The sequence below is a fragment of the Leifsonia sp. AK011 genome (genome assembly GCF_013410945.1).
Classification (GTDB): Bacteria; Actinomycetota; Actinomycetes; order Actinomycetales; family Microbacteriaceae; genus Rhodoglobus.
The window spans coordinates 1,388,116-1,412,439 of record NZ_JACCCH010000001.1; the positions used below are offsets into that span (position 1 = coordinate 1,388,116).

The 24,324-nt window shown below is 68.0% G+C and carries 15 protein-coding genes and 1 tRNA gene; 11 read left to right on the forward strand and 5 right to left on the reverse strand.

Features of this window, described 5'->3' with window-relative positions; translation table 11 throughout:
- Positions 1–78: 78 nt before the first annotated feature.
- Together HDC94_RS06800 and HDC94_RS06805 are read left to right on the forward strand one after the other, a co-directional pair.
- Positions 79–3,177 carry an ATP-dependent DNA helicase gene (locus HDC94_RS06800; protein WP_179496087.1) on the forward strand — a complete coding sequence of 1,033 codons (3,099 nt, stop codon included), beginning with the start codon at positions 79–81 and terminating at the stop codon, positions 3,175–3,177.
- A 1-nt stretch (position 3,178) separates the two neighbouring features.
- Complete coding sequence (locus HDC94_RS06805; protein WP_218870492.1) at positions 3,179–6,334, forward strand: ATP-dependent DNA helicase; 3,156 nt, start codon at positions 3,179–3,181, stop codon at positions 6,332–6,334.
- 15 nt (positions 6,335–6,349) lie between these two features.
- Here HDC94_RS06805 and HDC94_RS06810 read toward each other — a convergent pair whose 3' ends face one another.
- Both HDC94_RS06810 and HDC94_RS06815 read right to left on the reverse strand, forming a co-directional pair.
- The gene (locus HDC94_RS06810) at positions 6,350–6,877 is read right to left on the reverse strand and encodes a hypothetical protein (protein ID WP_179496089.1); all 528 of its coding nucleotides are present in this window, start codon (positions 6,875–6,877) and stop codon (positions 6,350–6,352) included.
- A 53-nt stretch (positions 6,878–6,930) separates the two neighbouring features.
- Positions 6,931–7,920 (reverse strand): phosphotransferase, encoded by a 990-nt coding sequence (locus HDC94_RS06815; protein WP_179496091.1) that lies wholly within the window; start codon positions 7,918–7,920, stop codon positions 6,931–6,933.
- Positions 7,921–7,986: 66 nt separating this feature from the next.
- On the opposite strand from HDC94_RS06815, the gene nudC reads away from it, so the two are divergent.
- Together nudC and HDC94_RS06825 are read left to right on the forward strand one after the other, a co-directional pair.
- Positions 7,987–8,916, forward strand: coding sequence for an NAD(+) diphosphatase (nudC, locus tag HDC94_RS06820; protein WP_179496093.1), 930 nt, complete (start codon positions 7,987–7,989; stop codon positions 8,914–8,916).
- The gene (locus HDC94_RS06825; protein ID WP_179496095.1) at positions 8,913–10,580 is read left to right on the forward strand and encodes an ATP-dependent helicase; all 1,668 of its coding nucleotides are present in this window, start codon (positions 8,913–8,915) and stop codon (positions 10,578–10,580) included. The genes nudC and HDC94_RS06825 overlap by 4 nt, the downstream gene beginning before the upstream one ends.
- Here HDC94_RS06825 and HDC94_RS06830 read toward each other — a convergent pair.
- Positions 10,480–11,361 carry a hypothetical protein gene (locus tag HDC94_RS06830; RefSeq protein ID WP_179496097.1) on the reverse strand — a complete coding sequence of 294 codons (882 nt, stop codon included), beginning with the start codon at positions 11,359–11,361 and terminating at the stop codon, positions 10,480–10,482. The two genes, HDC94_RS06825 and HDC94_RS06830, sit on opposite strands and share 101 nt — an antisense overlap.
- Before the next feature lie 66 nt (positions 11,362–11,427).
- Complete coding sequence (locus tag HDC94_RS06835) at positions 11,428–12,774, reverse strand: zinc-dependent metalloprotease (protein WP_257021637.1); 1,347 nt, start codon at positions 12,772–12,774, stop codon at positions 11,428–11,430.
- A 128-nt stretch (positions 12,775–12,902) separates the two neighbouring features.
- Between HDC94_RS06835 and HDC94_RS06840 the strand changes: the two genes are divergently transcribed.
- The 4 genes from HDC94_RS06840 to HDC94_RS06855 all read left to right on the forward strand — a co-directional run bounded on the left by HDC94_RS06840 (position 12,903) and on the right by HDC94_RS06855 (position 18,571).
- The gene (locus HDC94_RS06840) at positions 12,903–14,015 is read left to right on the forward strand and encodes a S16 family serine protease (protein WP_179496099.1); all 1,113 of its coding nucleotides are present in this window, start codon (positions 12,903–12,905) and stop codon (positions 14,013–14,015) included.
- Between the two features lie 86 nt (positions 14,016–14,101).
- A complete protein-coding gene (locus HDC94_RS06845; protein WP_308495651.1) occupies positions 14,102–16,999 on the forward strand; it encodes a UPF0182 family protein in 2,898 nt (965 codons plus the stop codon).
- 36 nt (positions 17,000–17,035) lie between these two features.
- Positions 17,036–17,112 (forward strand) — tRNA-Met (locus HDC94_RS06850).
- A 361-nt stretch (positions 17,113–17,473) separates the two neighbouring features.
- On the forward strand, positions 17,474–18,571 hold the full coding sequence (locus HDC94_RS06855; protein WP_308495652.1) for an acyl-CoA desaturase: 1,098 nt from the start codon (positions 17,474–17,476) through the stop codon (positions 18,569–18,571).
- 58 nt (positions 18,572–18,629) lie between these two features.
- On the opposite strand, the gene HDC94_RS06860 is transcribed toward HDC94_RS06855, so the two are convergent.
- Entirely contained in the window at positions 18,630–21,134 is a 2,505-nt protein-coding gene (locus tag HDC94_RS06860; RefSeq protein ID WP_179496101.1) for an MMPL family transporter, read from the reverse strand.
- A gap of 51 nt (positions 21,135–21,185) precedes the next feature.
- On the opposite strand from HDC94_RS06860, the gene HDC94_RS06865 reads away from it, so the two are divergent.
- The 3 genes from HDC94_RS06865 to HDC94_RS06875 all read left to right on the forward strand — a co-directional run bounded on the left by HDC94_RS06865 (position 21,186) and on the right by HDC94_RS06875 (position 24,298).
- Positions 21,186–21,764 (forward strand): TetR/AcrR family transcriptional regulator, encoded by a 579-nt coding sequence (locus HDC94_RS06865; protein WP_218870494.1) that lies wholly within the window; start codon positions 21,186–21,188, stop codon positions 21,762–21,764.
- A gap of 78 nt (positions 21,765–21,842) precedes the next feature.
- Positions 21,843–23,144 (forward strand): nitrous oxide reductase family maturation protein NosD, encoded by a 1,302-nt coding sequence (locus HDC94_RS06870; protein WP_257021796.1) that lies wholly within the window; start codon positions 21,843–21,845, stop codon positions 23,142–23,144.
- Positions 23,141–24,298 (forward strand): Dyp-type peroxidase, encoded by a 1,158-nt coding sequence (locus HDC94_RS06875; RefSeq protein ID WP_218870496.1) that lies wholly within the window; start codon positions 23,141–23,143, stop codon positions 24,296–24,298. Before HDC94_RS06870 ends, HDC94_RS06875 begins: the two co-directional genes overlap by 4 nt.
- Positions 24,299–24,324 lie beyond the last annotated feature (26 nt).

Here is a 24,324-nt window from a genome sequence, read left to right on the forward strand (position 1 = left end):
TCCCAGATCGTGCGTTCTAGCGAGTCTCTCTCTCGTTCGGCGGCGTTCTCTGTCAGCGCACGCTACTAGCGTGATGGGGTGACGGTCTCCGGTTTCTCGCCAGCTTCGGCGCCCACTCCGGCAGTCACATGGCATGAGCTGGACGCATCGCAGCGCGCGGTGCTGGCGCTGGGGGATGCCGCATCCGCCGCCGTTCTCGGTGCGCCGGGCACGGGCAAGACCACCACCCTCATCGAACTCGTGGCCGACCGCGTTCTCGATCGCGGCTGGGGCGCTGACGCGGTGCTCGCACTCACTCCCTCGCGAGCGTCGGCCACACGGTTGCGCGACTCGATCGCGGTGCGCCTTGGGGTGCCGACGACGGGCGCGATGGCCAGGAGCGTCAATTCTCTGGCGTTCGAGATCGTGCGCGACGCTGCGCGGGCCGCCGGCGCCGCGCCACCGCGTCTCATCAGCGGCACCGAGCAGGACGTGGAACTCGCCGCGCTTCTGGAAGGGCATATCGAGGAGGGCGGCGGCCCGGAGTGGCCCGAGACGCTCGGCCCCGAGGTGCGACGGCTCCGCCGGTTCCGCACCGAGCTGCGTGAACTCATGACGCGGGCAACGGAGTACGACGTCTCGCCCGAGGAGCTTGCCCGGCTCGGAGCCCTGCACGGCCACCCCGAGTGGACGGCCGCCGCCGAGCTCATCAGGGAGTACAGCGAGGTGCTCTCCTACCGTTCGGAGACCCGGTTCGACCAGGCCGAGCTCGTCAGCTTCGCGGTCGCAGCGCTCGAGCGCGGCGACGTGGGGGAGCGCGTGGCATCCCTGCGGCTCGTTGCCGTCGATGACCTGCAGGAGGCGACCGAGTCCACCCTCGCGCTGCTTCGCGCGCTCGCGATGAGCGGTGTCGCCGTCGTCGCCTTCGGTGATCCGGATGTCGCGGCCAACGCCTTCCGCGGTGGCGAGCCCGACGCCCTCGGCCGTCTGGCCTCCATGATCTCCGTCCCGGCGGAGACGCTCGTGCTCTCGACCAGCTACCGGCAGGGCCCCGCGCTCGCCGCACTCACCCGCTCGGTCACGGCGCGCATCGGTGCGGCGGCGGCGGGCCGCCAGCGCGCGGCCAGCGCGGCGGGTGTGGATGCGCCCGTCCCCGTGTCCCGCATTGAGGCACCGAGCGCCGCACGGGAGTGGGCTGCCGCCGCTCGTGTGCTGCGCGAGGAACACCTGAACCGTGGCATCCCGTACAGCCGGATGGCGGTCGTCGTGCGCAGCGGTGCCCAGATCCCGGCGATCACGCGCGCCCTCGCGCTCGCCGAGGTGCCCACGCGCACGACGGTCGGCGGCACCCCTCTCCGTGATGACCACGCGGCGCGCTCCCTCCTGCTCATCGTGCAGGTCGGCACGGGGCACACACCGCTCACGCCGGAACTCGCCTCGGACATGCTGCTCGGCCCCTTCGGCGGTCTCGACCGGCTGGCCCTGCGGCGGCTGCGTCTCGCGCTGCGGGCGGAGGAGGTCGCGGGCGGCGGGCGGCGCTCGGCAGACGAGCTGGTCGTCGATGCGCTTGAGCATCCCTCCCGGCTCGTGACGATCGACCACCGCGTCGCGCGCGCGGCCGAACGCCTCGCCGAGACGCTCGCGAAGGTCGCCGCGAGCGACGGCTCGATCGAGGAGCTGCTCTGGCTCGCCTGGGAGCGCAGCGGCATGGCCAAGACCTGGTACGACCGGGCGCTCTCCGCGGGTATCGCCGCCGCCGAAGCGAACCGCAACCTCGACGGGATCGTTGCCCTCTTCACCTCCGCGAAGCGCTTCGTGGAACTGCGACCGGATGCCACGCCGGCCACCTATCTCGACGATGTGCTCGGTGCTGAGGTGCCCGAGGACACCCTCTCGCCCCAGTCGATCGAGGAATCAGTGCTCGTCGCGACCGCCTCGGCCACCGTTGGACTCGAATTCGACACCGTCATCGTGGGCGGGCTGCAGGATGGCGTGTGGCCCAACCTGCGCCTCCGTGGGTCGCTGCTCGCGCCGCAGGAACTCGTGAACGTGCTCACGGGCGTCGACGGTTCGGCGGTGGACGAGCGCAAGCAGGTGCTCGGCGACGAACTCAGGATGTTCGCGCTCGCCGTCTCGCGAGCCAGGCACAGGGTGGTTATCGCGGCGGTCGCCAACGACGACGAGGCGCCGAGCGTGCTGCTCGGGCGAGCGCACGAGTCGCCCGTGCTGGATGCGACGGCTCCGCCCCTCACGCTGCGGGCGCAAGTGGGGCGGCTGCGGCGACGGGTGACCCGCGGGGGCGCGGATGCGCGAGCCGCGGCATCCACCCTCGCGGCGCTCGCGGTGGAGGGTGTTCCTGGAGCGGAGCCCGACTCGTGGCACGGGATCCTCGAGCCGAGCACAACCGGGCCGCTGTTCGAGGGGGAGGCGGTGCCGCTCTCGCCGTCGGCCATCCAGTCACTTCTCGAGAGCCCGCTCGACTGGTTCCTCGAGAAGATCGCGGGCTCCGAGTCGGGCGTCATCGCGGGCGTGGGCACGATCATCCACTGGGCCATGGAGACCGCGGACGACATCACTGTCGACTCGCTGTGGGCCGCGGTCGAGAAGCGCTGGGGGGAGCTGCTCTTCGAGGCGCCGTGGCTGGCCGAGCGCCAGCGCACGATCGCGCGTGGCTTCACCGAGGCGCTCGCACAGTACCTCGCCGACTTCGGGCGCGAGGGCAAGACGCTGGTCGGGGCCGAGAGTCGGTTCACGGTCGAGGTTGGCCCTGCGGTGCTGAGTGGATCCATCGACAGGGTTGAGCGCACACCGGACGGCAAGGTCGTGATCGTCGACCTCAAGACCGGAACACCGGAGACCCGCGCGGCGGCCATCGCTGAGCATCCGCAGCTCGGCGCTTACCAGCTTGCGTACGCGGAGGGGCTGCTCGACGAGGCCCTCGCACCCCACGGCGAACACGCGCCGGGTGGCGCCAAACTGCTGTTCGTCAAACAGGGGCTGCGCGACAAGCTGTACCGGGAGGGCGTGCAGGCGGCGTTCGATGAGGAGGCTCTGGCGGAGTTCCGTTCTCGCGTCGAGGCTGCAGCCGCCCTCATTGCTGCTGCGGAGTTCGCGGGACCGCTCGAGCTGCCCGTCTTCGGTAAGGGCGATGTCTCGCGCTTGCGCCTCCATCGGGTGAGGGCGGTCTCCAGTGACTGACGTGCGAACAATCAGCGCCAACGAGATCAGCGACGCCCTCGGCAGGCCCCGCCCCACCGAGCAGCAGCGCGCCGTGATCGAGTCGCCGCTCGCGCCCGCTCTCGTCGCCGCGGGGGCTGGCTCCGGCAAGACCGAGACGATGGCGGGTCGCGTGCTGTGGCTGCTGGCCAACCGTCTCGTGCGGCCGAGCGAGATCATGGGCCTGACCTTCACCCGCAAGGCCGCGGGCGAACTCGCCGAGCGCATCCGCGACCGCATCGCGGACCTCGCCGCGGCAGGGATGCTCGGCGACGAGTACGACCCGTTCGAGGCCCCCACGGTCGCCACCTACAACTCCTACGCGAACTCGCTGTACCGGGACAACGCGGTCGTGCTCGGTCGCGAGGCGGATGGTGCGGTGCTCGGCGAGGCTGCGGCGTGGCAGCTGGCCCGCAACACCGTCCTGCGCAGCACCGACACGAGGCTCGCAGGGCTCGGCAAGAACCTCGACCCCATGACGCGGGCGGTCCTGACGGTAGCGCGAGGCCTCGCGGAGAACGTGGCCGACCCGGAGGAGGTTCGTGAGTACGCGGCACGGGTGGCGCGCGTTCGCGATCTCCCCAGTGGCGGTCGCGGAGAGTACGCGGAGGCCATTCGCATCGCCGAGAACGTGGGAGCTCTCGACGTGCTCATCGACCTCGCTGCCGAGTTCGAGGCGGCCAAGACGGCGCGCGGTCTCGTGGAGTACTCCGACCAGGTCGCGCTCGCCCTCCGGATCGTTGCCCTGCAGCCCAAGGTTGCCGAGGTGGAGCGCGACCGGTTCCGGGTGGTGCTGCTGGACGAGTACCAGGACACCTCGGTCGTGCAGACCCGCCTCCTCGCGGAGCTCTTCGGCGGGCATCCCGTCATGGCGGTCGGTGACCCGAACCAGTCCATCTACGGGTGGCGCGGTGCGAGCGCCTCCAACCTCGACGAGTTCACGAGGGCCTTCGGGGCGGAGCGCCGGTACGACCTCTCGACCAGCTGGCGCAATGGCACGCGCATCCTCGAGGCGGCGAACACCATTGTCGAACCGTTCGCCGGGGGACGCGTTCGGGTCGAGAAACTCGATCCGAGTCCGACAGCGAGCAGCCTCGAGATCGAGGTCGCCTTCCCCGAGTCGGTCGCACTTGAGGCGGCGGCGGTCGCCGACTGGCTCGCCCCGCGGATGAAGTCTGCCACCCCGCCCTCCGCGGCGATCCTCTTCCGCACGCGCAAGTCGCAGGCCTTCTTCATCGAGGCGCTGCGGGACCGCGACATCCCCTTCCATGTCCTCGGCATCGGCGGGCTCTTGGCCGAGCCCGAGATCGCGGACCTGGTCGCGGCCCTCACGGTGGTTCATGACCCGTCGGCGGGGCTCGAGCTCCTGCGGCTGCTCGCGGGGTCGCGCTGGCGCATCGGCGTGCAGGACCTCTTCGCCCTCAACCGGCTCGCCTCGTGGCTGCGCGATCGCGACTACGCACAGCAGAAGTACGACGACGAGCTCGCGGATGCCCTCCGCACGTCCGTCGCGCCGGGGGAGGGCGGCTCGATCGTGGACGCGCTCGACTTCATCGGCACGGCGACGCCCGGGCACCTTGCTCTCGAGAACTTCAGTGACGTGGGGCTGGAACGACTGCGGGATGCCGCGAGGCTCCTCACCCGCCTTCGCTCCCGTGCACGACTCGACCTGCCAGAGTTCGTCGCCGTTGTGATGCAGGAGCTGCAGCTCGACATCGAGGTGGCCGCCAACGACTTCCGCCCGCTGGGAGCGGCCACTTTCGACGCGTTCTTCGACGCCGTGAGCAACTACTTGGCGCTCGATGATGTCGCGACGCTGGGCGGTTTCCTCTCGTGGCTGCACGAGGCCGAACTGCGCGAGGATCTCTCACCGCGCCCCGAGGACCCGGAGCCCGGCACGGTTCAATTGCTCACCATCCACGGCTCCAAGGGCCTCGAGTGGGACGTCGTCGCCGTGCCCCGCCTCGTTGACGAGGAGCTCCCGGGTCGGCCCGCGGAGGGCGGCTACCAGGGCTGGCTCTCGTTCGGGCAGCTGCCCTGGCCCTTCCGTGGGGACGCCGCCGAGCTGCCGGTCTTCGAGTGGGAGGCGGCGGAGACTCGGGTCGCCGTTCGCGACGCCGAGAAGGACTTCAAGGCGAGGGTTCGCGAGCACCTCCTCCAGGAGGAGCGCCGGCTGGCCTACGTTGCCGTCACCCGCGCACGGCACGGTCTCATGCTCACCGGCTCGTTCTGGGCGACACAGTCCAAGCCGAGAGTGCCGAGCGTGTACCTGCGCGAGCTCGCGGAGGCCGGCGTCATCCCCGCGGTTCCCGAGGCGACGGCGCTCGAGGAGAACCCGCTCGGCGACGACCTCGAACGGATGCTGTGGCCCCGGGATCCACTCGGCAACCGCCGCGCGCCCGTCGAAGCCGCCGCGGCGCTCGTTCGCGCGTCGGAGCCCGAGGTCATCGGTCCCTGGGCGCGCGACATCGAGCTGCTGCTCGCCGAGCGCCGGGAACGCCTTGCGGGGGAGCAACGCCTCGAGTTGCCGACGCGAGTGCCGGCATCTCGGTTCAAGGACTTCGTCGATGATCCTGCGCGCGTGGCATCCGCTCTCCGCCGCCCCATGCCCGAGCGACCCTTCAGGGCGACCCGTCTCGGCACGCTGTTCCACTCGTGGGTGGAGAACCGCTACGGCGTCGGGGGTGACTCTGAGGAGCTGGATGCCGCGAGCACCGAGCTCGACTTCGGCACCGACGACCTCATCGAGGACACCGAGGCTGCCCTCCAGCGGCTGCGTGCGACGTTCGAGGCGAGCCCGTGGGCCTCCCGCCGCCCCATCGAGGTGGAGCGCGAGATCCACCTGCCGTTCGAGGGTCGCATCGTGATCTGCAAGATCGATGCCGTGTACGAGGTCGAGGGCGGCCGCTTCGAGGTCGTCGACTGGAAGACCGGCAAGGCCCCGCACGACGACAAGGACCTCGACGAGAAGCAGTTGCAGCTCGCGCTCTACAGGCTGGCGTACGCGCAGTGGAGGGGGATCGAGGTCAGTCGGATCGACGCGGCGTTCTACTACGTCGCCGATGACCTCGTCATCCGGCCAGAGCACATCGACGACGAACAGGCGCTACGCGAGCGCTGGCGCGCGGTGTACGGCTAGGCCCGCAGCAGCAGGTCAGACGTATGCCGCGGCAACAACGATCGAGTAGGCGAAGTAGGACACGATCGGCGCGATGACCGCGATCACCGTCGCGACGATGCCCTGAGCTCGACCGCGCTTCTGCACGATGGCGATGATGCCGAGCACGAGTGCTGTGACGCCGGCGAGCGTACCCACAACGACGTGACCCAACACGCTGAGCCCGAACGCCGCACCCTGGGGTGACTCGGCGGCTTCTGCACCCGCCTGGAATCCATCCTCGAATGAGCCCTCCACGAGCCCGGGGATGCTCGCGGCGCTGAAACCGTTGGCGATGGCCCAGATCATCGAGATCACGAACACGGCAATCGCGATGATGAGGGCGGCAATGCCCAGCCCCGGCTTCTTCGGGGCGGCCTGCGCGGGCTGGTAGTAACCGGCACCGGCGTAGGGCGGCAGTGTGGCGTTGTATTGGGGTGCCACCGGTTGGGCAGGGGCGGGCTGGGGTGCGTTCACGGGAGGAGTGGGCGCGTACTCACCGTACTGGGGAATGTTCTCGGACATGAGGAGAAATTACCATCACGACAGGGTGTTCTCGACCCCGCGCAGAGGCGAACTCAGACGGCGCGACGCGTGCGATCGAGCATCGCCTCGACCTCGTCGACGGCCATGGTCGGCATCGTCTTGGCACCGATCTGGTCCATGACGTCGTCGCGCAGGCTGTCGGCAAGGCCCGTGAGCAGCTCGACCGCGTCATCCGTGATCTCGCTGTTGCGCGTCTCCGTGCCGTGGAGCAGCCACTGCGCGAGTTCGAGCTCGGAGTACAGGCGTGCACGTTCCATGAGCTGGCGGTCGTGAGCGCCGCGCGAGCGCTGGTAGGCGGCGAGGGCCGAATCGACGATTCCCTGGTCCCGGCTCCCGAGCACAAACTGCAGGTCGCGCGCGGGGTCGCCGACGCGAAGGTCGTGCCAGCTGAGAATGCCCGTGACGGTGCCGTCCGAGGAGAGCACGACGTCGGATGTCAGGGCCCCGTGAATCACGGCGGGCTGGAACTGCCACAGCTTGGCGTCCTCCAGTGCGCGTTCCCAGCGTCCGACGAGGGACGCGGGCACGAGCCCGGTCGCGGCGGCGCGGTCGGCGACGGTCATGCACGACCGCTGGCATTCGCCAGCGGTGAGTGTCGGCAGGCCGGCATCCGCGACGACGCTGGAGGGGAGAGCATGCAGAGCGCCGATGGCCGAGCCGACGGATGCCGCGAGCGTGCTGTCCCACGCGGAGACGGGCACCTTCGCGCCGTACACAAACGTGCTCACGATCGCGCGGGTGCCGTCGACGGGAACCTGCCCCGCGAAGTTCGCAACTCCGAACGGCAGACGTGCCCGCACTCCCTGGCTGAGAGCCCGGAGTGCCACGAGGTCGGCGGACTGCTCGGCCTCGGCGCGGGGGTTGCGAGGGACGCGAATCAGCCAGTGGGAGCCGTCGCGTGCGGTGATCACGGCGGAGTCGAAGTCGCCATCGCCCGCGCCGAAGGGAGCAGCTGCCACGGCATCGAGGCCGGGCACTGCCGAGGCCGCCAGCGCGGCTAGAGTGAGATGGGATCTCGCCATACCCAACAGGGTAGGTTGCGGGTCACCCGCTTTCGCCGTACGCCACGCACTTCCGACGGGTCGTCCATGTCGCAGCACTTCCTCCGGAACCTGCCGCTCTCGCGGTTCGAGGTCGACCGTGATCACCAGGGCCGGGAGCGGGAGCACCTGTGGGAGGAGCTCTGGGCTGACCCCGCGACGCGCATCCTGCCCATCTTCCAGGGAACCGCGCTGCTTGCGGGGCCGGGACAACTCGCGCTGCTGCCGGTCGCCGCTGTGCCCGAGGGGGAGACGCGCGTGTACCTCGGCCGCTCGACCTCCACGACGAGCCCCGAGCCCGCTGGCACCCCGGTCGTCGCTGTCGAGCTCGCCGACGCCCGGCATCTCGCCGAATCCGACTGGGCGAACCTCCGCAAGCTCGGTGCCGTTCTGAGTGACCGCGACGCAGGGCTCCTCACCGAGGCGCTCGCGATCCTCAACTGGCACGACTCGCACCGTTTCTCGCCCCGCACGGGCGAGGTGACCGTCCCCGAGAAGGGTGGTTGGGTGCGGCGGGACCCCATCAGCGGGCTCGAGGTATTCCCTCGTACCGACCCGGCGATCATCGTGGGCGTGACGGATGCCACGGACCGCCTGCTACTCGGATCGAACGCGCTCTGGGAACCCAATCGCTACAGCCTCCTCGCGGGCTTCGTCGAGCCGGGGGAGTCCCTCGAGGCGGCCGTGCTACGCGAGATCCACGAGGAGTCGGGTCTGCGCATCACCGACCCGGTGTACCTCGGCAGCCAGCCCTGGCCGTTCCCCGCGTCGCTCATGGTCGGATTCCGGGCTCGAGTGGAGGACGGCTTCACCGGCGCCGCCACGCCGGATGGCACGGAGATCCTCGACCTCCGCTGGTTCACGCGCGACGAGCTCGCGGCATCCCTCGGCGAGATCCTCCTTCCCGGGCCGACCTCGATCGCGCGCGCGATCATCGAGGACTGGTTCGGCGGCCCGATCGACGACGGCCAGGCGTGAGCGACGCAGCACGCCTCCTCGAGAACCTCGACGACCAGCAGCGGGTCGCCGCGGAGACCCTCCTTGGCCCGGTCTGCCTCCTCGCGGGAGCGGGCACGGGAAAGACCAGAGCAGTGACACACCGCATCGCCTACGGTGTCGCGAGCGGCGTCTACCCGCCCGGCCGGGTGATGGCGCTGACATTCACGGCTCGTGCCGCAGGGGAACTGCGCAGCAGGTTGCGCGCCCTCGGGACGGAGGGTGTGACCGCGCGCACCTTCCACGCGTCTGCACTCTCCCAGCTGAACTTCTTCTGGCCGCAGGTGATCGGCGGGACGATGCCCCGCCTGCTCGACAGCAAGGCGCGGCTCCTGGCCCACGCCGCCGACGGGCTGCGACTGCGGCTGGACACGGCGACGCTCCGCGACGTGGCCGCCGAGATCGAGTGGCGCAAGACCTCGCGGCTGACTCTCGCCGAGTACGCGGCGCGCAATCGCCCGGCGCCTCCTTCTCTCAGTGCCGATCGCGTCGTCGACCTGCAGGAGGCCTACGAGCGCCTCAAGGACGAGCGCCGCCAGCTCGACTTCGAGGATGTGCTGCTCGCGGCGGCCGGAATGATCGAGGCCGAGCCACGAGTCGCCCAGCAGGTGCGGGAGCAGTACCGGTTCTTCGTGGTCGACGAGTACCAGGACGTCTCGCCCCTCCAGCACGACCTGCTCCGGCTCTGGCTCGGCTCGCACAGCGACGTGTGCGTCGTCGGTGACGTGAGCCAGACCATCTACACGTTCGCGGGCGCGAGCCCCGACTACCTCCTCGGCTTCGGCTCGGAGTTCAGTGAGGCGACGGTGCTCCGGCTGGAGCACAACTACCGTTCGACACCTGCCATCGTGAGCACCGCGAACCGTCTCATGCGGGGACGACCGGGGGCCCTCGAACTCACGGCCACGTCCGCGGCCGGTCCCGAGCCCACGACGACGGCATACGAGAGCGACCAGGCCGAGGCGAAGGGGGTGGCCGCGAGCATCGCAGCCCAGCTCGCGGCCGGGGTCGAGGCATCCGATATCGCCGTCCTGTTCCGCATCAATGCGCAGTCGCAGCTCCTGGAATCGGCACTTCAGGATGCCGGGGTGCCCTACCAGGTCCGCGGCGCGACGAGGTTCTTCGAGCAGCGGGAGGTCGTCGAGGCGATCATGCTGCTCCGCGGCGCGACGGTCGGCGCGGTCACTGGCCCGCTCGAGCGATCGGTGGGAGACGTGCTGAGTTCGATCGGGTGGTCGGCCGAGCCCCCCGAGACGGCCGGCGCGGTGCGCTCGAGGTGGGAATCGTTGGATGCCCTCATGCGACTCGCGCGGGAGGCTCCCGAGGGCACGTCCCTCCGCTCCTTCGTGGAGGATCTCGCCGAACGCCAGGCCGCGCAACACGAACCGACGCTCTCCGCCGTCACCCTCACCACGATCCACTCAGCGAAGGGTCTCGAGTGGGAGTCCGTCTACCTCGTGGGACTCGCGGAAGGGCTCCTGCCGCTGAGCCACGCCAAGGACGACGCGGCGATCGAGGAGGAGCGCCGCCTTCTCTATGTGGGTATCACGCGCGCCCGGCGGAGCCTTGCACTGTCGTGGGCGGGCGGCTCTGGGGGATCGCGAGCTGCCCGGAAGCCGAGTCGGTTCCTGTCAATTCTCGGCTGAACGCGGACTCGAGCCCGCCGCAAGAACACTCAGGATGAACAGTCCAGGGGTGGCGCGAGCGCTCTCCGCTCACCGAGATGCGCAGCGCGGTCGCGTCGACTGGGCCGTTCTCCAGTCGCTCCATCACCATCCGGCACAGCGCGGCCGCGGCCTCCGTCGCGAGTGCCGGCGGCTCGGTCCTGCGTGGCCGCGCGAGAAGTTGCGTCGCGATCGTCGGCCACGCCGGGTCCGCATCGCGGCGGTGCAACTCGATGCAGGCGAGGCACGGCCCGATCCCCGGCTCGACGCAGGGGCCGAGGTGCACTGCCGATTCCGTGAAGAGCACGGGCAGGTGGGGCACGTCTCTCCGCAGCCACACCGAATGCAGTCGCGGAGCGAGCACGCCATGGCCCACCACGATGGCGAGCGTCGGCGCTGCCGCCACGAGCGACGCGGGATCCTCCGAGACGAGCACGCGGATGCCCGCCTCCCCGAGCAACCGTGCGCCGAGATCGACGAACCTCCCCGCCCCGGAGACTGCAACGGTCGTCCCTCTGGATCGTGGAACGGGCGCCTGGAGCACCGGAGCGAGCCTGTCGAGAAGGTCGACGACGACGGCGTGGTTGCCGCCGGCCAGCACGTCGAGCCCGTCGAGCATGATGCCGAGACTCATGGCCGAGACCAGGCGCTCCTCGAGAACACTCACCCGCCGGAGCACCACGCGCGGTGGGTCGATTCCGACCTGCAGGGTGTGAGGATCCCGCCACACCAAGGGCCAACGGGGGTCGATCCGGATCGTCATCCCGACAGTGTGGAAGCCATCGTGCGACCCGGCCCCGCGCCATCCACAGGGCTGATCGCGGGCTACCTATTCGGTCGGGCGGTCGCCGCTCTCGTCGTCGAGGAGATCCTCGAGGGCACGATCGAACTCGTCCGGCTCAGGGGGGCCGGCCGTGATCCGTGCGATGAGCGCGGTCGGATCATCGATGTCGCTGGCGACGGGCACCAGGTCGGGGTGCGACCACAGGGCGTCCCTGGCGTCCATGCCCACGGCATCCGTCACGGCCTGCCACATGGCGGTCGCCTCGCGTAGTCGTCGGGGACGGAGCTCAAGACCGACAAGCGTTGCGAATGCGGATTCGGCAGGGCCGCCCGAGGCGCGGCGCCGACGCACGGTCTCGGCGATCGCGCCACTTGAGGGGAGTCGAGTCGTCGCCTCAGCCGTCACCAGGTCGACCCATCCCTCGATGAGGGCGAGGGTTGTCTCGAGGCGCTCGAGTGCGGCCAGCTGCTCATCGGTCTTCGGCGGGATCAGTACGCCGCTCGACATCGCGTTGCGGAGTTCCTCGGGGTTCGCAGGGTCGAAGTCGGAGGCCAGTCGCTCGAGTCGTTCCGTGTCGATGTGGATGCCGCGTGCGAACTCGGTGATCGAGGTGAGCAGCTGCAGGCGCAGCCAGCGGGCGTGGCGGAACAGTCGCGCGTGGGCGAGTTCCCGCACAGAAAGGTAGAGCTGCACCTGGTCGACGGGGATGTCGAGACCTGCGCCGAACGCCAGCATGTTCTGCGGCACCACGGCAGCCTCCGCTCCCTCCAGGAGAGGGATCCCGATGTCGCCACCCGAGACGGCCTCGCTCGAGAGCTGGCCGACCACCTGCCCGAGCTGCATAGCGAAGAGGGTGCCGCCCACGTTGCGCATCACCTGGCTCGCTCCAGCGATCATGTCGTCCATCTCCTCGGGCGCGCTCTCCTGCAGCACGTTCGTGAGGGAGTTGGCGATGGATGTCGCGACCGGTTCGGCGAGCTGGGTCCATACGGGCATCGTTGCCTCGACCCACTCCTGGCGGCTCATCAGCCGCGGCTCGGTCGTGAGCCCACCGATCTCGGTGACCTCATCGAGCCACAGGGATGCCACGTGCAGGGACTGCTCGAGCTGCGAGCGCTCGGCCGGCAGTGAGGGAACGCTGGTGCGGGCGGCAATCGCCTTGGCCTGCTCGAGCGCGAGGCCCCAGTTGACGCCGTCCCCGGAGGACTGGAGTGCGTTCTGGAGCTGCGCGATCAGCTGGGCAACGACCGCGGGATCATCCGGGAGCCCAGCGGCTCCCGCGAGTTGGGCTGGATCGATCTCCCCGTTGCCGGCGAGGAACTCGCGCAGCATGTCACGGAACTCGTCCTCAGGGCGGTCCGAACTGTCATCGTCCCGCGAATTCTCAGGCATGAAATCTACGGTAGTCGCTGCGCAGTCGAGCACACCCGTATTTCGCCTAGGCTTGGCCCGCGCGCTGTGCGCCCGTGGCGAACACCGCGACTTTTCCGTTCTTTCCGCTCGATCTCCGAAGGACCCTGGTGGCCCTCTTCACCGATATCACGCCCGATCCGGCGCCGCCCCGCCGTGGCGGCGGGTGGTTCGGCTGGCTCCTTCTCGGCTTCGCGCTCGTCGTTGCGACGATCATCGCGCTGTTGCCTGCTCCCTATGTGATCGAGCGCCCCGGCCCCGTCTTCAACACTCTCGGGGACGTCACGATCGACGGCGAGCAGGTGCCGATGATCCAGATCCCCATGGAGGAGACGTTCCCCACCGAGGGCACGCTCGACATGCTCACGGTCAACATCAGCGGTACGCCCAACAACCCACCCAGCTGGTTCGACATCGCGGCGGCCTACATCGATCCGAGCCGCGCGATCGTGCCGATCGACGCCGTCTACCCTCCCGGAACCAACCTCGAGGACTCGAGCGAGCAGGGCCGCATCGACATGGAGAACTCGCAGAAGGAGGCCATCGCGGCCGCCCTCACCCACCTCGGGTACGAGATCACGAGCACGCTGTCCGTCGTCGACACGTCCAGCACAGGTGCTGCCCAGGGGATCCTGCTCGCCGACGACATCATCGTCTCGGTCAACGGCGAAGTTCCTGCGGATGTCACGGGCCTCCGCGAGATCATCGCCGAGAACGGCGTCGACAAGCCCGCGGAGGTCGTCGTCGAGAGGGATGGCGCGCAGCAGACCCTCAGCATCACCCCGAAGCTCAGCGACGAGGAGGAGCCCGTCCCGGTCCTCGGCATCATCGTCGGCAGCGACTACACCTTCCCGTTCACCGTCACCATCCAGCTCGAGAACGTCGGCGGCCCGAGTGCCGGCATGATGTTCGCCCTCGGGATCATCGACAAGCTCACCGAGGGGCCGCTCAACGGCGGCGAGAACGTCGCCGGAACGGGCACGATCGCCTCCACGGGCGAGGTCGGTCCGATCGGCGGCATCGTGCAGAAGATGTGGGGTGCGCGGAACGCAGGCGCGGACTGGTTCCTTGCGCCGGCGGACAATTGCTCCGAGGTGGCCGGGCACGAGCCATCCGGACTCACCGTGTACTCGGTCGAGACCCTCGACGACGCGCTCGCTGCCCTCGACGCGATCAGCACGGGTCAGGACCTGGAGAGTCTTCCGACCTGCACTGTCGGCTAGCGCCCGGCAATCTCGCAGAAACCCACCCTTAAGATGGTGGGGACTTCCTGACCGGTCGTCGCGCCCCCAACAGCAGGAGCCACCGAGTGTCAAGCACCCCTTCCGGATCCGCAGACAGGTCCACCAGCCGCACGAGGGTCACCCTCACCATCACGGCCGTGGTGATCGCGGTTCTCGTGGTCGCGTTCTTCACGATCTCGGGCCTCTACACGGACGTGCTCTGGTACGACCAGCTCGGGTATCTACCCGTACTCACCACGCAGTGGATCGCCGCCGGCGTGATGTTCCTCATCGGGTTCTTCGCGATGGCGATCCCGGTGTGGGCGAGCATCGAGATCGCATTCCGTGCTCGGCCCGTCTACGCGAAGCTCAACTCCCAGCTCGACCGCTACCAGCAGGTCATTGAGCCGCTCCGCAGGGTAGCGATGTTCGCGATCCCGGGTGTCATCGGCCTGTTCGCGGGTGTCTCCACGGCCACACGCTGGCCCATAGTGCTCCAGTGGCTCAACAAGACCTCCTTCGGTGAGACCGACCCGCAGTTCGGCCTCGACCTCTCCTTCTACTTCTACGACCTTCCCCTGTGGCACGGAGTCGTCGGCTTCGCCTCGGCCGTCGTGCTCATCTCGGCGATCGCGGCCCTCGCTACGAGCTACCTCTACGGTGCGATCCGGTTCAGCGGTCGCGAGGTGCGGATCTCCCGCACGGCTCGAATCCAGCTCGCGATCACCGCGGCGATCTACCTTCTCCTTCAGGGCGTCAGCCTCTGGCTTGACCAGTACACAACCCTGGCGAGCCAGAGCCAGGGCTTCCTCCAGACCGGTGCGGGCTACACCGAGGCGAACGCCACGATCCCGGGCCGCGCCATCCTTGCCGGTATCGCCGTTCTCGTCGCGGTGCTCTTCATCGTCACTGCGATCATCGGCCGCTGGCGCCTGCCCATCATCGGCACCGCACTGCTTCTCGTGAGCGGTCTCGTCGTCGGCAGTGTGTATCCCTGGATCGTGCAGCGCTTCTCGGTCGAGCCCAATGCGCGCGTTCTCGAATCGGAGTACATCAACCGATCCATCGAGGCCACACGCACGGCCTACGGTGTGCAGGACGTCGAAGAGGTGCCCTACAGTGCACAGACGGATGCCGAGCCAGGCGCACTTCGTGAGGACGCCGAGACGACGGCCAACATCCGCATCCTCGACCCCGCGATCGCGCCCCTGGCCTTCGCGCAGCTCGAGCAGTTCAAGCAGTACTACCAGTTCGGTCGCCACCTCGATGTCGACCGGTACGAGATCGACGGCAAGACGCAGGACACCGTGATCGCCGTGCGCGAGCTGAACCAGGCCGGTCTCGGTGACTCGCAGAACTGGTACAACAACACGGTCGTCTACACGCACGGTTACGGGGTCGTCGCGGCCTACGGCAACCAGCGTGCGGCGGATGGCCAACCCGTGTTCCTCGAGTCGGGCATCCCGAGCTCCGGTGCGCTGGGCGACTTCGAGCCCCGCGTCTACTTCGGCGAGGGTTCGCCCGAGTACTCGATCGTCGGTGCGCCCGAGGGGGCGAACGAGATCGAGCTCGACTACCCCTCCGGTGGCGAGGACAGCGATCTCGCGGCGACCACCACCTTCGACGGCGAGGGTGGCCCCGCGCTCGACAACCTCTTCAAGAAGCTCATCTACGCGATCAAGTTCCAGTCCGAGGAGATCGTGCTCTCCGATGCCGTCAACGAGGAATCCCAGATCCTCTACGACCGCAGCCCGAAGGAGCGCGTCGCCAAGGTGGCTCCGTACCTGACGCTCGACAGTGACGTGTACCCGGCAATCGTGGACGGCAAGATCGTGTGGATCGTCGACGGCTACACGACGGGCACGAACTACCCGTACTCGCAGATCGAGTCCCTCTCGGAGTCGATCGCCGACACGTACACTCCGGAGCCAGGCTTCGCGGTGGATGACATCAACTACATCCGCAACTCGGTCAAGGCGACCGTCGACGCGTATGACGGCAGCGTGACGCTCTACGCGTGGGACGACGAGGACCCGGTGCTCAAGACCTGGTCGAAGATCTTCCCCTCGACGGTCAAGCCCATGAGTGACATGAGCGACCAGCTGCTCGAGCACGTGCGGTACCCGAGCGACCTGTTCAAGATGCAGCGCGCGATCCTCGGGTCGTACCACGTGACCGACGCGGGCTCGTTCTTCTCGAGCGACGACCAGTGGATCACCCCGGATGACCCGGTGGGAGGCGCCACGGCCGCGTTGCAGCCGCCCTACTACCTGACCATGCAGGTTCCCGGATCCGATGACCCCGCGTTCACGCTGTACTCGACCTTCATCCCGCGGGGTGCAGGTGATTCCACGCGCAACGTGCTGACCGGGTATCTCGCGGTCAACGCGGATGCGGGGGAGGACTACGGCAAGCTCACACTCCTGACCCTGCCCAAGCAGTCGACGGTGCCCGGTCCCGGCCAGGTGCAGAACAACTTCAACTCAGACACTGCCGTGGCCAACCAGCTCGCGCTCCTCGAGCGCGGCCAGACCGAGGTGCGACGCGGTAACCTGCTGACCCTCCCGGTCGGTGGCGGTCTCCTGTACGTGCAGCCCGTGTACGTGCAGTCGACGAGCGGAACGATCTACCCGCTCCTGCGCAAGGTGCTCGTCTCGTTCGGTGACCAGATCGCGTTCGAGGACACCCTGGATGGCGCGCTCGACACCCTGTTCGGCGGCGACTCCGGTGCATCCGCCGGTGACGGTGACGTGCCCATCGAGGAGACTCCGACCGAGCCCGTGGATCCGGATGTCCCGGACGAACCGACCACGCCGACCACCCCGAGCACGGGCAACGCCGCGCTCCAGCAGGCGCTTTCTGACTACCAGGATGCTCTCGCTGATCGTCAGGCCGCCTACGCGGCCAACGATCTGGTGGCAGCGGCCGAGGCCGACGCCCGCATGCAGGACGCCATCGAGCGCGCGATCGCGGCCAGCGAATAGTGCGTCACCCAGCCCGTGGTAGAGTTGATCTCACGCCGCGGGGTGGAGCAGTTCGGTAGCTCGCTGGGCTCATAACCCAGAGGTCGCAGGTTCAAATCCTGTCCCCGCAACCAAATGACAAAAGGCCCGGTCTTCGGACCGGGCCTTTTGTCATTTCGTTTCTGGACTCGGACGCGAAGATGCTCGTGGGCCCACAGCGCACAGTCCGCTGCGTCGCGGAGCGACGTGGCGGCGGTTCGCTGGGGAGTCAAATCCTGTCCCCGCCGCGCGAGGGGCCCCGGGCGCCGCGCAGCGGCGTCTGGGGGAGCCGGTGGGACGCCCCGCAACTGAACGAAGGCGAAAGACGGCCCCCCGCCCTGCGATGAGTAGCCAACGACAGCGGAATGTCAACCACTCCTCAGCGACGCACTCGACGCGTATCGTGAGACATCTGGTCCAGACCCACGCCGGCACCGTTCGACCCAAGGAATTGCCGTGTCTGAGTCTCCGACGGAGAATACGCTCCGCGCTCCCATTGCCCGATCCGAGGTCCAGGCCAGATACGTCGAGGCCTACGCCCACCTTCTTGCGGAGGTCACGGGCTCTGGCCTCATGAATCGCCGGTACGGCTGGTACTTCGGCCGTTCGCTCGTCCTGACCGCCCTCTTCGCCGCCTGCTTCGCTGGTCTGTTCTGGCTCGGTACAGGGCCGATCCAGCTTCTTGTTGCAGTCGCGTTCGGGATACTCTTCACGCAGGCCGCCTTCCTCGGGCACGACGCTGCACACCGCCAGATCTTCGAGTCGGGCAAGAACAACGAGTGGGCAGCGCGCATCCTCAGCACAGTGGTCGTCGGCCTCAGCTACGGCTGGTGGATGAACAAGCACGGCAGGCACCACGCCAACCCGAACAAGATCGGCAAAGACGGCGACATTGCGCCGGGAGTCCTCGTGTTCGTGCCGGCGGATGCTCGGCGTCGCTCGGGGCTGGGCGGCTGGTTCATCGCTCGCCAACACTGGTTCTTCTTCCCGCTACTCACCCTGGCGGGGCTCGACCTGCACATCAACGCACTCAGGGCGGTCGCGGGAGCTGAGGTAGTGAAACACCGAACTGTCGAGGTCGTGCTGCTGGGCATCCGTCTCATTGGATTCCCCGTGCTCGTCACCCTCGCCATCGGGCCGTTGTGGGCTCTGGCATTCCTTGTCGTCCAGGTCGCCGTCTTCGGTGTCTACATGGGGAGCAGCTTCGCGCCCAACCACAAGGGCATGCCGATCGTGCCTTCGGATCTCTCGATCGACTTCCTGCGCCGCCAGACGCTGATGTCCCGCAACATCAGCGGAGGCATCCCGGTCGCCATGGGAATGGGCGGACTGAACTACCAGATCGAGCATCACCTGTTCCCGACGATGCCGAGCGCCAACCTCGGCAGGGCCCGGGCCATCGTTAAGCCGTACTGCGAGCAGGAGGGTATCTCCTATTCGGAGACGACACTCCTCGACTCGTACCGGATCGTGCTCAGCTACTTGCAGGAGGTGGGGCTCGGCCACGCCGATCCCTTCGAGTGCCCCCTCGTGAACCAGCTGCGGATTCCTTAGCGGTTCCAGCTCGTTCGCCGCTGATGCGGTTCGCGCAGTGCGCACTGTGCACGGGGGCTCACGGCGAAGGCGAGCCCTCCACCGGTCGTTCACGCTCGAGCGCCGAGCCTTCGATGTCGACGTTGGGAAGGACCCGCTCGAGCCAGCGCGGAAGCCACCAGGCGGCACCTCCGAGGAGGTGCATGAGCGCGGGCATGAGAAGTATCCGCACGACGAATGCATCGAGCAGTACACCGAACGCGAGTCCGAACCCTATCGATCGGATGATCGTGGATTCCGAGAAGATGAACCCTCCGAACACACTCACCATGATGAGTGCGGCCGCGATGACGACCGAGCGTCCTGCCTTGAATCCCTGCATGACCGCTAGCCGGGCGGGTGCTCCGTGGACATACGCCTCTCGCATGCCCGAAGCGAGGAAGAGCTGGTAGTCCATGGCCAGTCCGAACAGGATGCCGACCAGAATGACGGGGAGGAAGCTGAGGATGGGGCCGGTGTTGTGAAGGCCGATGAGCGAGGCACCCCACCCGAACTGGAACACGGCCACGATGAGTCCATACGTGGCGAACAGCGACAGCACGAACCCGCCTGTCGCGATGAGGGGCACGAGGAGAGACCGGAACACCACGATCATGATGAGGAGCGATAGGCCCACAACGACAACGAGGTAGATCGGTAGTACGTCAGCGAGTGCCTCGGAGATATCGATGTTGATGGCAGCTTGGCCCGCTACGCCGAGGGTGATGTCGCCGTCAACGGGAGGGAGGGACCGGATGTCCTGCACGAGCTTCTCGGTGGAGGCGCTGTTCGGGCCTTCGGTCGGTATCACCTGGAACGCAATAAGGGTGTTGTCGTCGGACGTCGCGACGGGCGCGAGGGCCTGTACAGATTCCTGATCGTCAAGCGTCTGAGCGATATCTACTTGCGTCTGGAGGAGATCGTCGTCGTCAAGTCCTTCCGGAACGCTGGCGACGACCAGGAGCGGACCGTTGGCCCCTGCACCGAACTCCTGGTCGATGATCTCGTAGGCGCGGAAGCTCGTGGAGTCGGCGGGCTCGCTCGAGCCATCGGGGAGTCCCAGCCGCATGGACATCGCAGGTATCGCGATGACGAGGAGAGTCGCGACGGCGATCAGCGTCGTGACCACGGCGCGGACGGTTGACATCGGCTTGACTGTGCTCGCATTGTGGCGATGGTGTCCGATGGCTCTGCGCTTTCGACTGGTCAAGAGTCGCGTGCCGACCAGGCCAAGAATGGCGGGCGCAAGTGTGATCGCCACGAGTACGGCGATCGTGACGCATACCGCGCCGACGGTGCCCATGAGCCCGAGGAACGGCACGCCCGTGACGTTGAGAGCGAGCAGGGCGACGATGACCGTCGAGCCGGCGAACACCACGGCTGTGCCCGAGGTGCCCGTCGCAAGACCAATCGACTCGCGAACCGGGACGCCTGAGAGCACCTGCTTGCGGTGACGGTTGACGATGAAGAGTGAGTAGTCGATGCCGACGGCGAGGCCGAGCATCACCCCAAGAACGGGCGTGACTGAAGCCATATCGACGACACCGGAGAATGCCAGGGATGCCGTCACACCCACGCCCACACCGACGAGGGCGGTCACGATGGGGAGCGCCGCGCCGATGATCGAGCCGAGCATCACGATGAGGACGATTGCGGCGAACACGAGCCCTACGGCCTCGCCAACCCCAAAGATCTCCGGGACGCCCTGAGCGATGTCCGTGCCGAAGTCGACCGTCGTGCCCTCCACGGGCGAGTCGCGGAAGTGTGCGATGGTGGCCTGCTTCACCTCCTCTGGCAGGTTCAAACGCGGCTCGCTGTACATCACGTTCACGATCGCTGTCGAACCATCAGCCGAGACGACGCTGATGCCGTCGGCAAAGTCGAGCAGCTGCTGACCGAGCTGCGCTTCTGCTTCACCCTCGTCGAGCTGCTCCCGGCTGGCGTCAAGCTGTGACTGCTGTTGCTCGAGCGCAGCCAGTTGGGCGTCGATCTGCTGTTGCTGTGCGTCGAGCGCCGCGAACTGGGCTTCCGGCGCGCCTGAAGCCTCCGCCTGAGTGCGTGCGGCGTCGAGTTGCTGTTGGCCAGCGTCCAACTGGGCTCGACCAGCGTCAAGCTGTGCCTGGCCATCGTCGATCTGGGTTCGGGCATCGGCAAGCTGCTGCCGGGCGTCGGCAAGTTGCTGCGCTTGGTCTGCCTGCTGCTCGGAAGCAGCGAAGGGGTCGATGACGTCGGCGACCTCGTCCAGTTCCTTCGCGCTCGCGGCGAGGTCTGAGATCGCACCAATCTGTGCATCGGTGAAGGGAGAACCATCGGCCGTCTGGTAGACCACAGTGCCCGTCCCACCCGACGTGTCGGGGAGCTTGTCGGCAAGTTCATCGATCACCGCGCCGGAGGCGGTACCGGGGATGTCGAAGCTATTGCTGAGCGTCCCACCGAAACCGAGGAACGCGGCTACCGCGAGCCCGAGGATGACGATCCACGAGACGATAACCGTCCAGGCGCGGCGAGCAGCGAACGATCCAACACGGAAGAGCAGAGCGGCCATGCGCTAATCATACGATACGTCTCGTCTAGAGCATGTAGATATCCTGTGCAGATGAACGAGCACCGAGCTGGCCCGGTCCGCAGCGCCGCCGCACGCGAAGCCATACTGGAGGCGACCGCCCGCCTGTTCCACTCCGTGGGCTACGAGCACCTCACGATCGAAGGGATCGCCAGGGAAGCTGGTGTGGGTAAGCAGACCATCTATCGCTGGTGGTCGTCGCGGGGCGCTCTCATCGCCGAGTGCCTCACCGACGGCAGACTCCTTCCCCTCGAGTTTGAGGTGCCGAACACCGGCGATGTGCACGCTGACGTGAATACGTGGCTCGATCACATCCTGTCGGTCGTGAGCGCGCCCGGCGGCGCCGCGCTCTTGCGCTCCCTCGTGGCGGCTGCAGCCGACGATCCCGTCGTTGGTGATCACCTCGGCGCGGCCCTTGGCGTCAACCGCTACCTCAGCACGCGGCTCGCAGGGGCGGTGCGCGACGGCCAGCTTCCGCCCGAGGCCCCGGTCGACCAACTCGGCAACGCCATCCTCGGCGCCATCATCGTCACTTCGCTCAGCGGTGCATCGGAGGACTCCGCCTCCATACGGGACCTGGTGAGTTTCGTGCTTCGTCCCGTTGCTCCGTGAGGACGGGTCCTGGTTCCTCCGGCCTGGCCACCGCGTGATGCCCGCCATGTACCCCGCCGCAGGTAGTCTGAATCCGTGATGTGGAGCCCTCGCCTGACGTTTGCCGGTCTCGGTCTGGGCATCCTGATTCTCGCCGGATGCGCCCCGCTCGCGCCGTCCGCAGACCAGGAGCTCGTGCGGGTTCCCGCCGATGCGCCGACGATCTCGGAGGCGATGGAGCGCGTGGCTCCCGGCGGCGTCGTGCTCGTCGCCCCCGGCACCTACACGGAGTCTGTGACCATCGCCACGGACGACGTGACCCTCCGCGGCGAGGACCGCAACACCGTGATCATCGACGGGGAGGGTCGTCGCAGCCAGGGCGTGCTGGTGATCGCCGACGGGGTGACCGTGGAGAATCTCACCGTCACGAGCCACACGTTCAATGGCGTGCTCGTCACCGGGCTCCACGACGGCACCAACGCGCAGGCTCACGGCGTTGACGGGTACGAGGGGCTCGACACCGAGAAGTACCCGCCGCTCCAGCGTTTCGCGATCAGCCACGTCACCGCGTACAACAACGGGCTCTACGGCATCTACGCCTTCGACGCCCAGCACGGCACGATCACCGACTCCTACGCTTCGGGTTCTGCGGATTCGGGTTTCTACGTGGGCCAGTGTCAGGAGTGCGACATCGTCGTGAGCGGCAATACGGCCGAGAACAACGCGATCGGTTTCGAGAACGCCAACGCGAGCGACTCCCTCTCGATCGTCGGCAACCGCTGGTCGGGCAACCGGGTCGGGATGACCCTCATCTCCAACTATCAGGAGGCCTTCGTCCCGCAGCGGGACAATCTCGTCGTCGGCAACCTCGTGTCGGAGAACGTCTCGTCGGAGTCGCCGAGCCAGGCCGACGGTGCTTTCGGCATCGGCATTGGCATCGCGGGTGGCCAGGACAACCTTCTGCAACGGAACCGGATCGAGGGCAATGCCTACGCGGGCGTGGCGATCGCGAACGCCGAGGACATTCCTGCCTCGGAGAACCAGCTCATCGACAACGAGTTCGGCTCCAACGGTGTGGATGTCGCGGACACCTCCGCCACCCGTGCTCCGGGGATCGGCACGTGCATCCGTGGCGGTGTGGTGGCGAGCATCCTGCCCGAGGCACTCGCGGCGAGCCCGTGCCAGTCGGGGCTTGAGCTCGTGGGAGCAGACCCGGGCGCGATGCCAGACCTCGACGTGCCGCCGGGCGTCTCGTTCCTGTCGATCGCCGCGCCGCCGCCCCAGCCGAGCCTCGCCGTCTCGGATGCCGCACCCGCTCGCCTGCCTGACAGTGTGGGCGAGGTCGATCTCGACGACTATCCGCTGCCGGGTGCGGACTTCCTCGCGCGGAACTCACGGTGACCGAACTCTCCCGACGGCAGCTCCTCGGGTCGCTCGTCGCGACCGGTGTGGGCGCTGCAGCGGCGGGCGTTGGCGCGACTGTTGCCGTGCAGGCCGCCGTCTCCGCGCAGCCGACGGGTCCGACGGATGCAACGACCCCCGGCGCACCCGTGGACCCCCGTGGCCCGCACCAGGCGGGCATCACCCGCCCCACCACCCCGCAAACTTTCGGGCTCATCGCCTCCGTGGACCTCGCCGATCCGACAGACCTCACCTGGCTGGAGCCGCTGGGCACAGGCATTCTCGAGGTCACGTCCATCCCACGAGAGACGTCAGTGGAGATTCCCGATGGTTCTGGCGACCTCACGGTCACGGTCGGGCTAGGTCCGCGTATCCTCTCGGATCTCGACGCCGCGCTCCCCGGAGCGGAGGCACTCCCGCAGTTCGCCAAGGACGCAGCGATGGATCCCGCCGCGGTCGGCGGCGACCTGCTCCTCGCGCTGTACGCGAGCGATCCGACGGTGCTGGGCGCCGCACTCGAACTCCTCCTCGCGACCGTTCCTGGGCATACCCCTCGCTGGTCCCAGCACGGGTTCCGGGCTCCCGGTAAGGGCACGGTCGCGCGCAACCCGCTCGGATTCCTCGACGGCGTGATCGTTCCCCACGGCACGGAGGAGCTCGACGAGAACGTGTGGATCGAGGATGGCGCGGCGAAGGGCGGCACCGTCTGCGTCATCCGCCGACTCGTGCTCGACCGCGCCGCCTTCGGAGCCCTGGCTGTGGAAGACCAGGAGAAGACGATCGGGCGCTACAAGATCGACGGATCCCCGCTCTCCGGGGGCGACCCGGACGCACAGGTCAACCTCACCGCGAAGTCGCCGGATGGAGAGTACCTTGTGCCGGCTCGCGCCCACGCCCGCGCGGCGCATCCCTCGTTCACCGGCAGCGCGCTCATGCTGCGGCGCGGCTACGCCTTCGACAACGGGGGAGTGGATGCCGGCCTCATGTTCATCTGCTTCCAACGCGACCTGCGTACCTTCGTCGCCACCCAACAGCGTCTCGACGAGCGCGACGCGCTCATGGACTTCGCCACCCCGACGGCCAGTGCGAGCTTCCTCATCCTCCCCGGATTCGACGAGAACACCCCGCTCGGCGCCAGCATCACCGGGCGGTGATGATAACCCCGTTCGCGGGATTATTC

Coding starts and splice junctions, on each gene's coding strand:
- HDC94_RS06810 (WP_179496089.1), bottom strand. CDS start 6,877: ATGTCCGAGAACATTCCCCAGTACGGTGAGTACGCGCCCACTCCTCCC.
- HDC94_RS06815 (WP_179496091.1), bottom strand. CDS start 7,920: ATGGCGAGATCCCATCTCACTCTAGCCGCGCTGGCGGCCTCGGCAGTG.
- nudC (WP_179496093.1), top strand. CDS start 7,987: ATGTCGCAGCACTTCCTCCGGAACCTGCCGCTCTCGCGGTTCGAGGTC.
- HDC94_RS06830 (WP_179496097.1), bottom strand. CDS start 11,361: ATGACGATCCGGATCGACCCCCGTTGGCCCTTGGTGTGGCGGGATCCT.
- HDC94_RS06835 (WP_257021637.1), bottom strand. CDS start 12,774: ATGCCTGAGAATTCGCGGGACGATGACAGTTCGGACCGCCCTGAGGAC.
- HDC94_RS06860 (WP_179496101.1), bottom strand. CDS start 21,134: ATGGCCGCTCTGCTCTTCCGTGTTGGATCGTTCGCTGCTCGCCGCGCC.
- HDC94_RS06865 (WP_218870494.1), top strand. CDS start 21,186: ATGAACGAGCACCGAGCTGGCCCGGTCCGCAGCGCCGCCGCACGCGAA.
- HDC94_RS06870 (WP_257021796.1), top strand. CDS start 21,843: ATGTGGAGCCCTCGCCTGACGTTTGCCGGTCTCGGTCTGGGCATCCTG.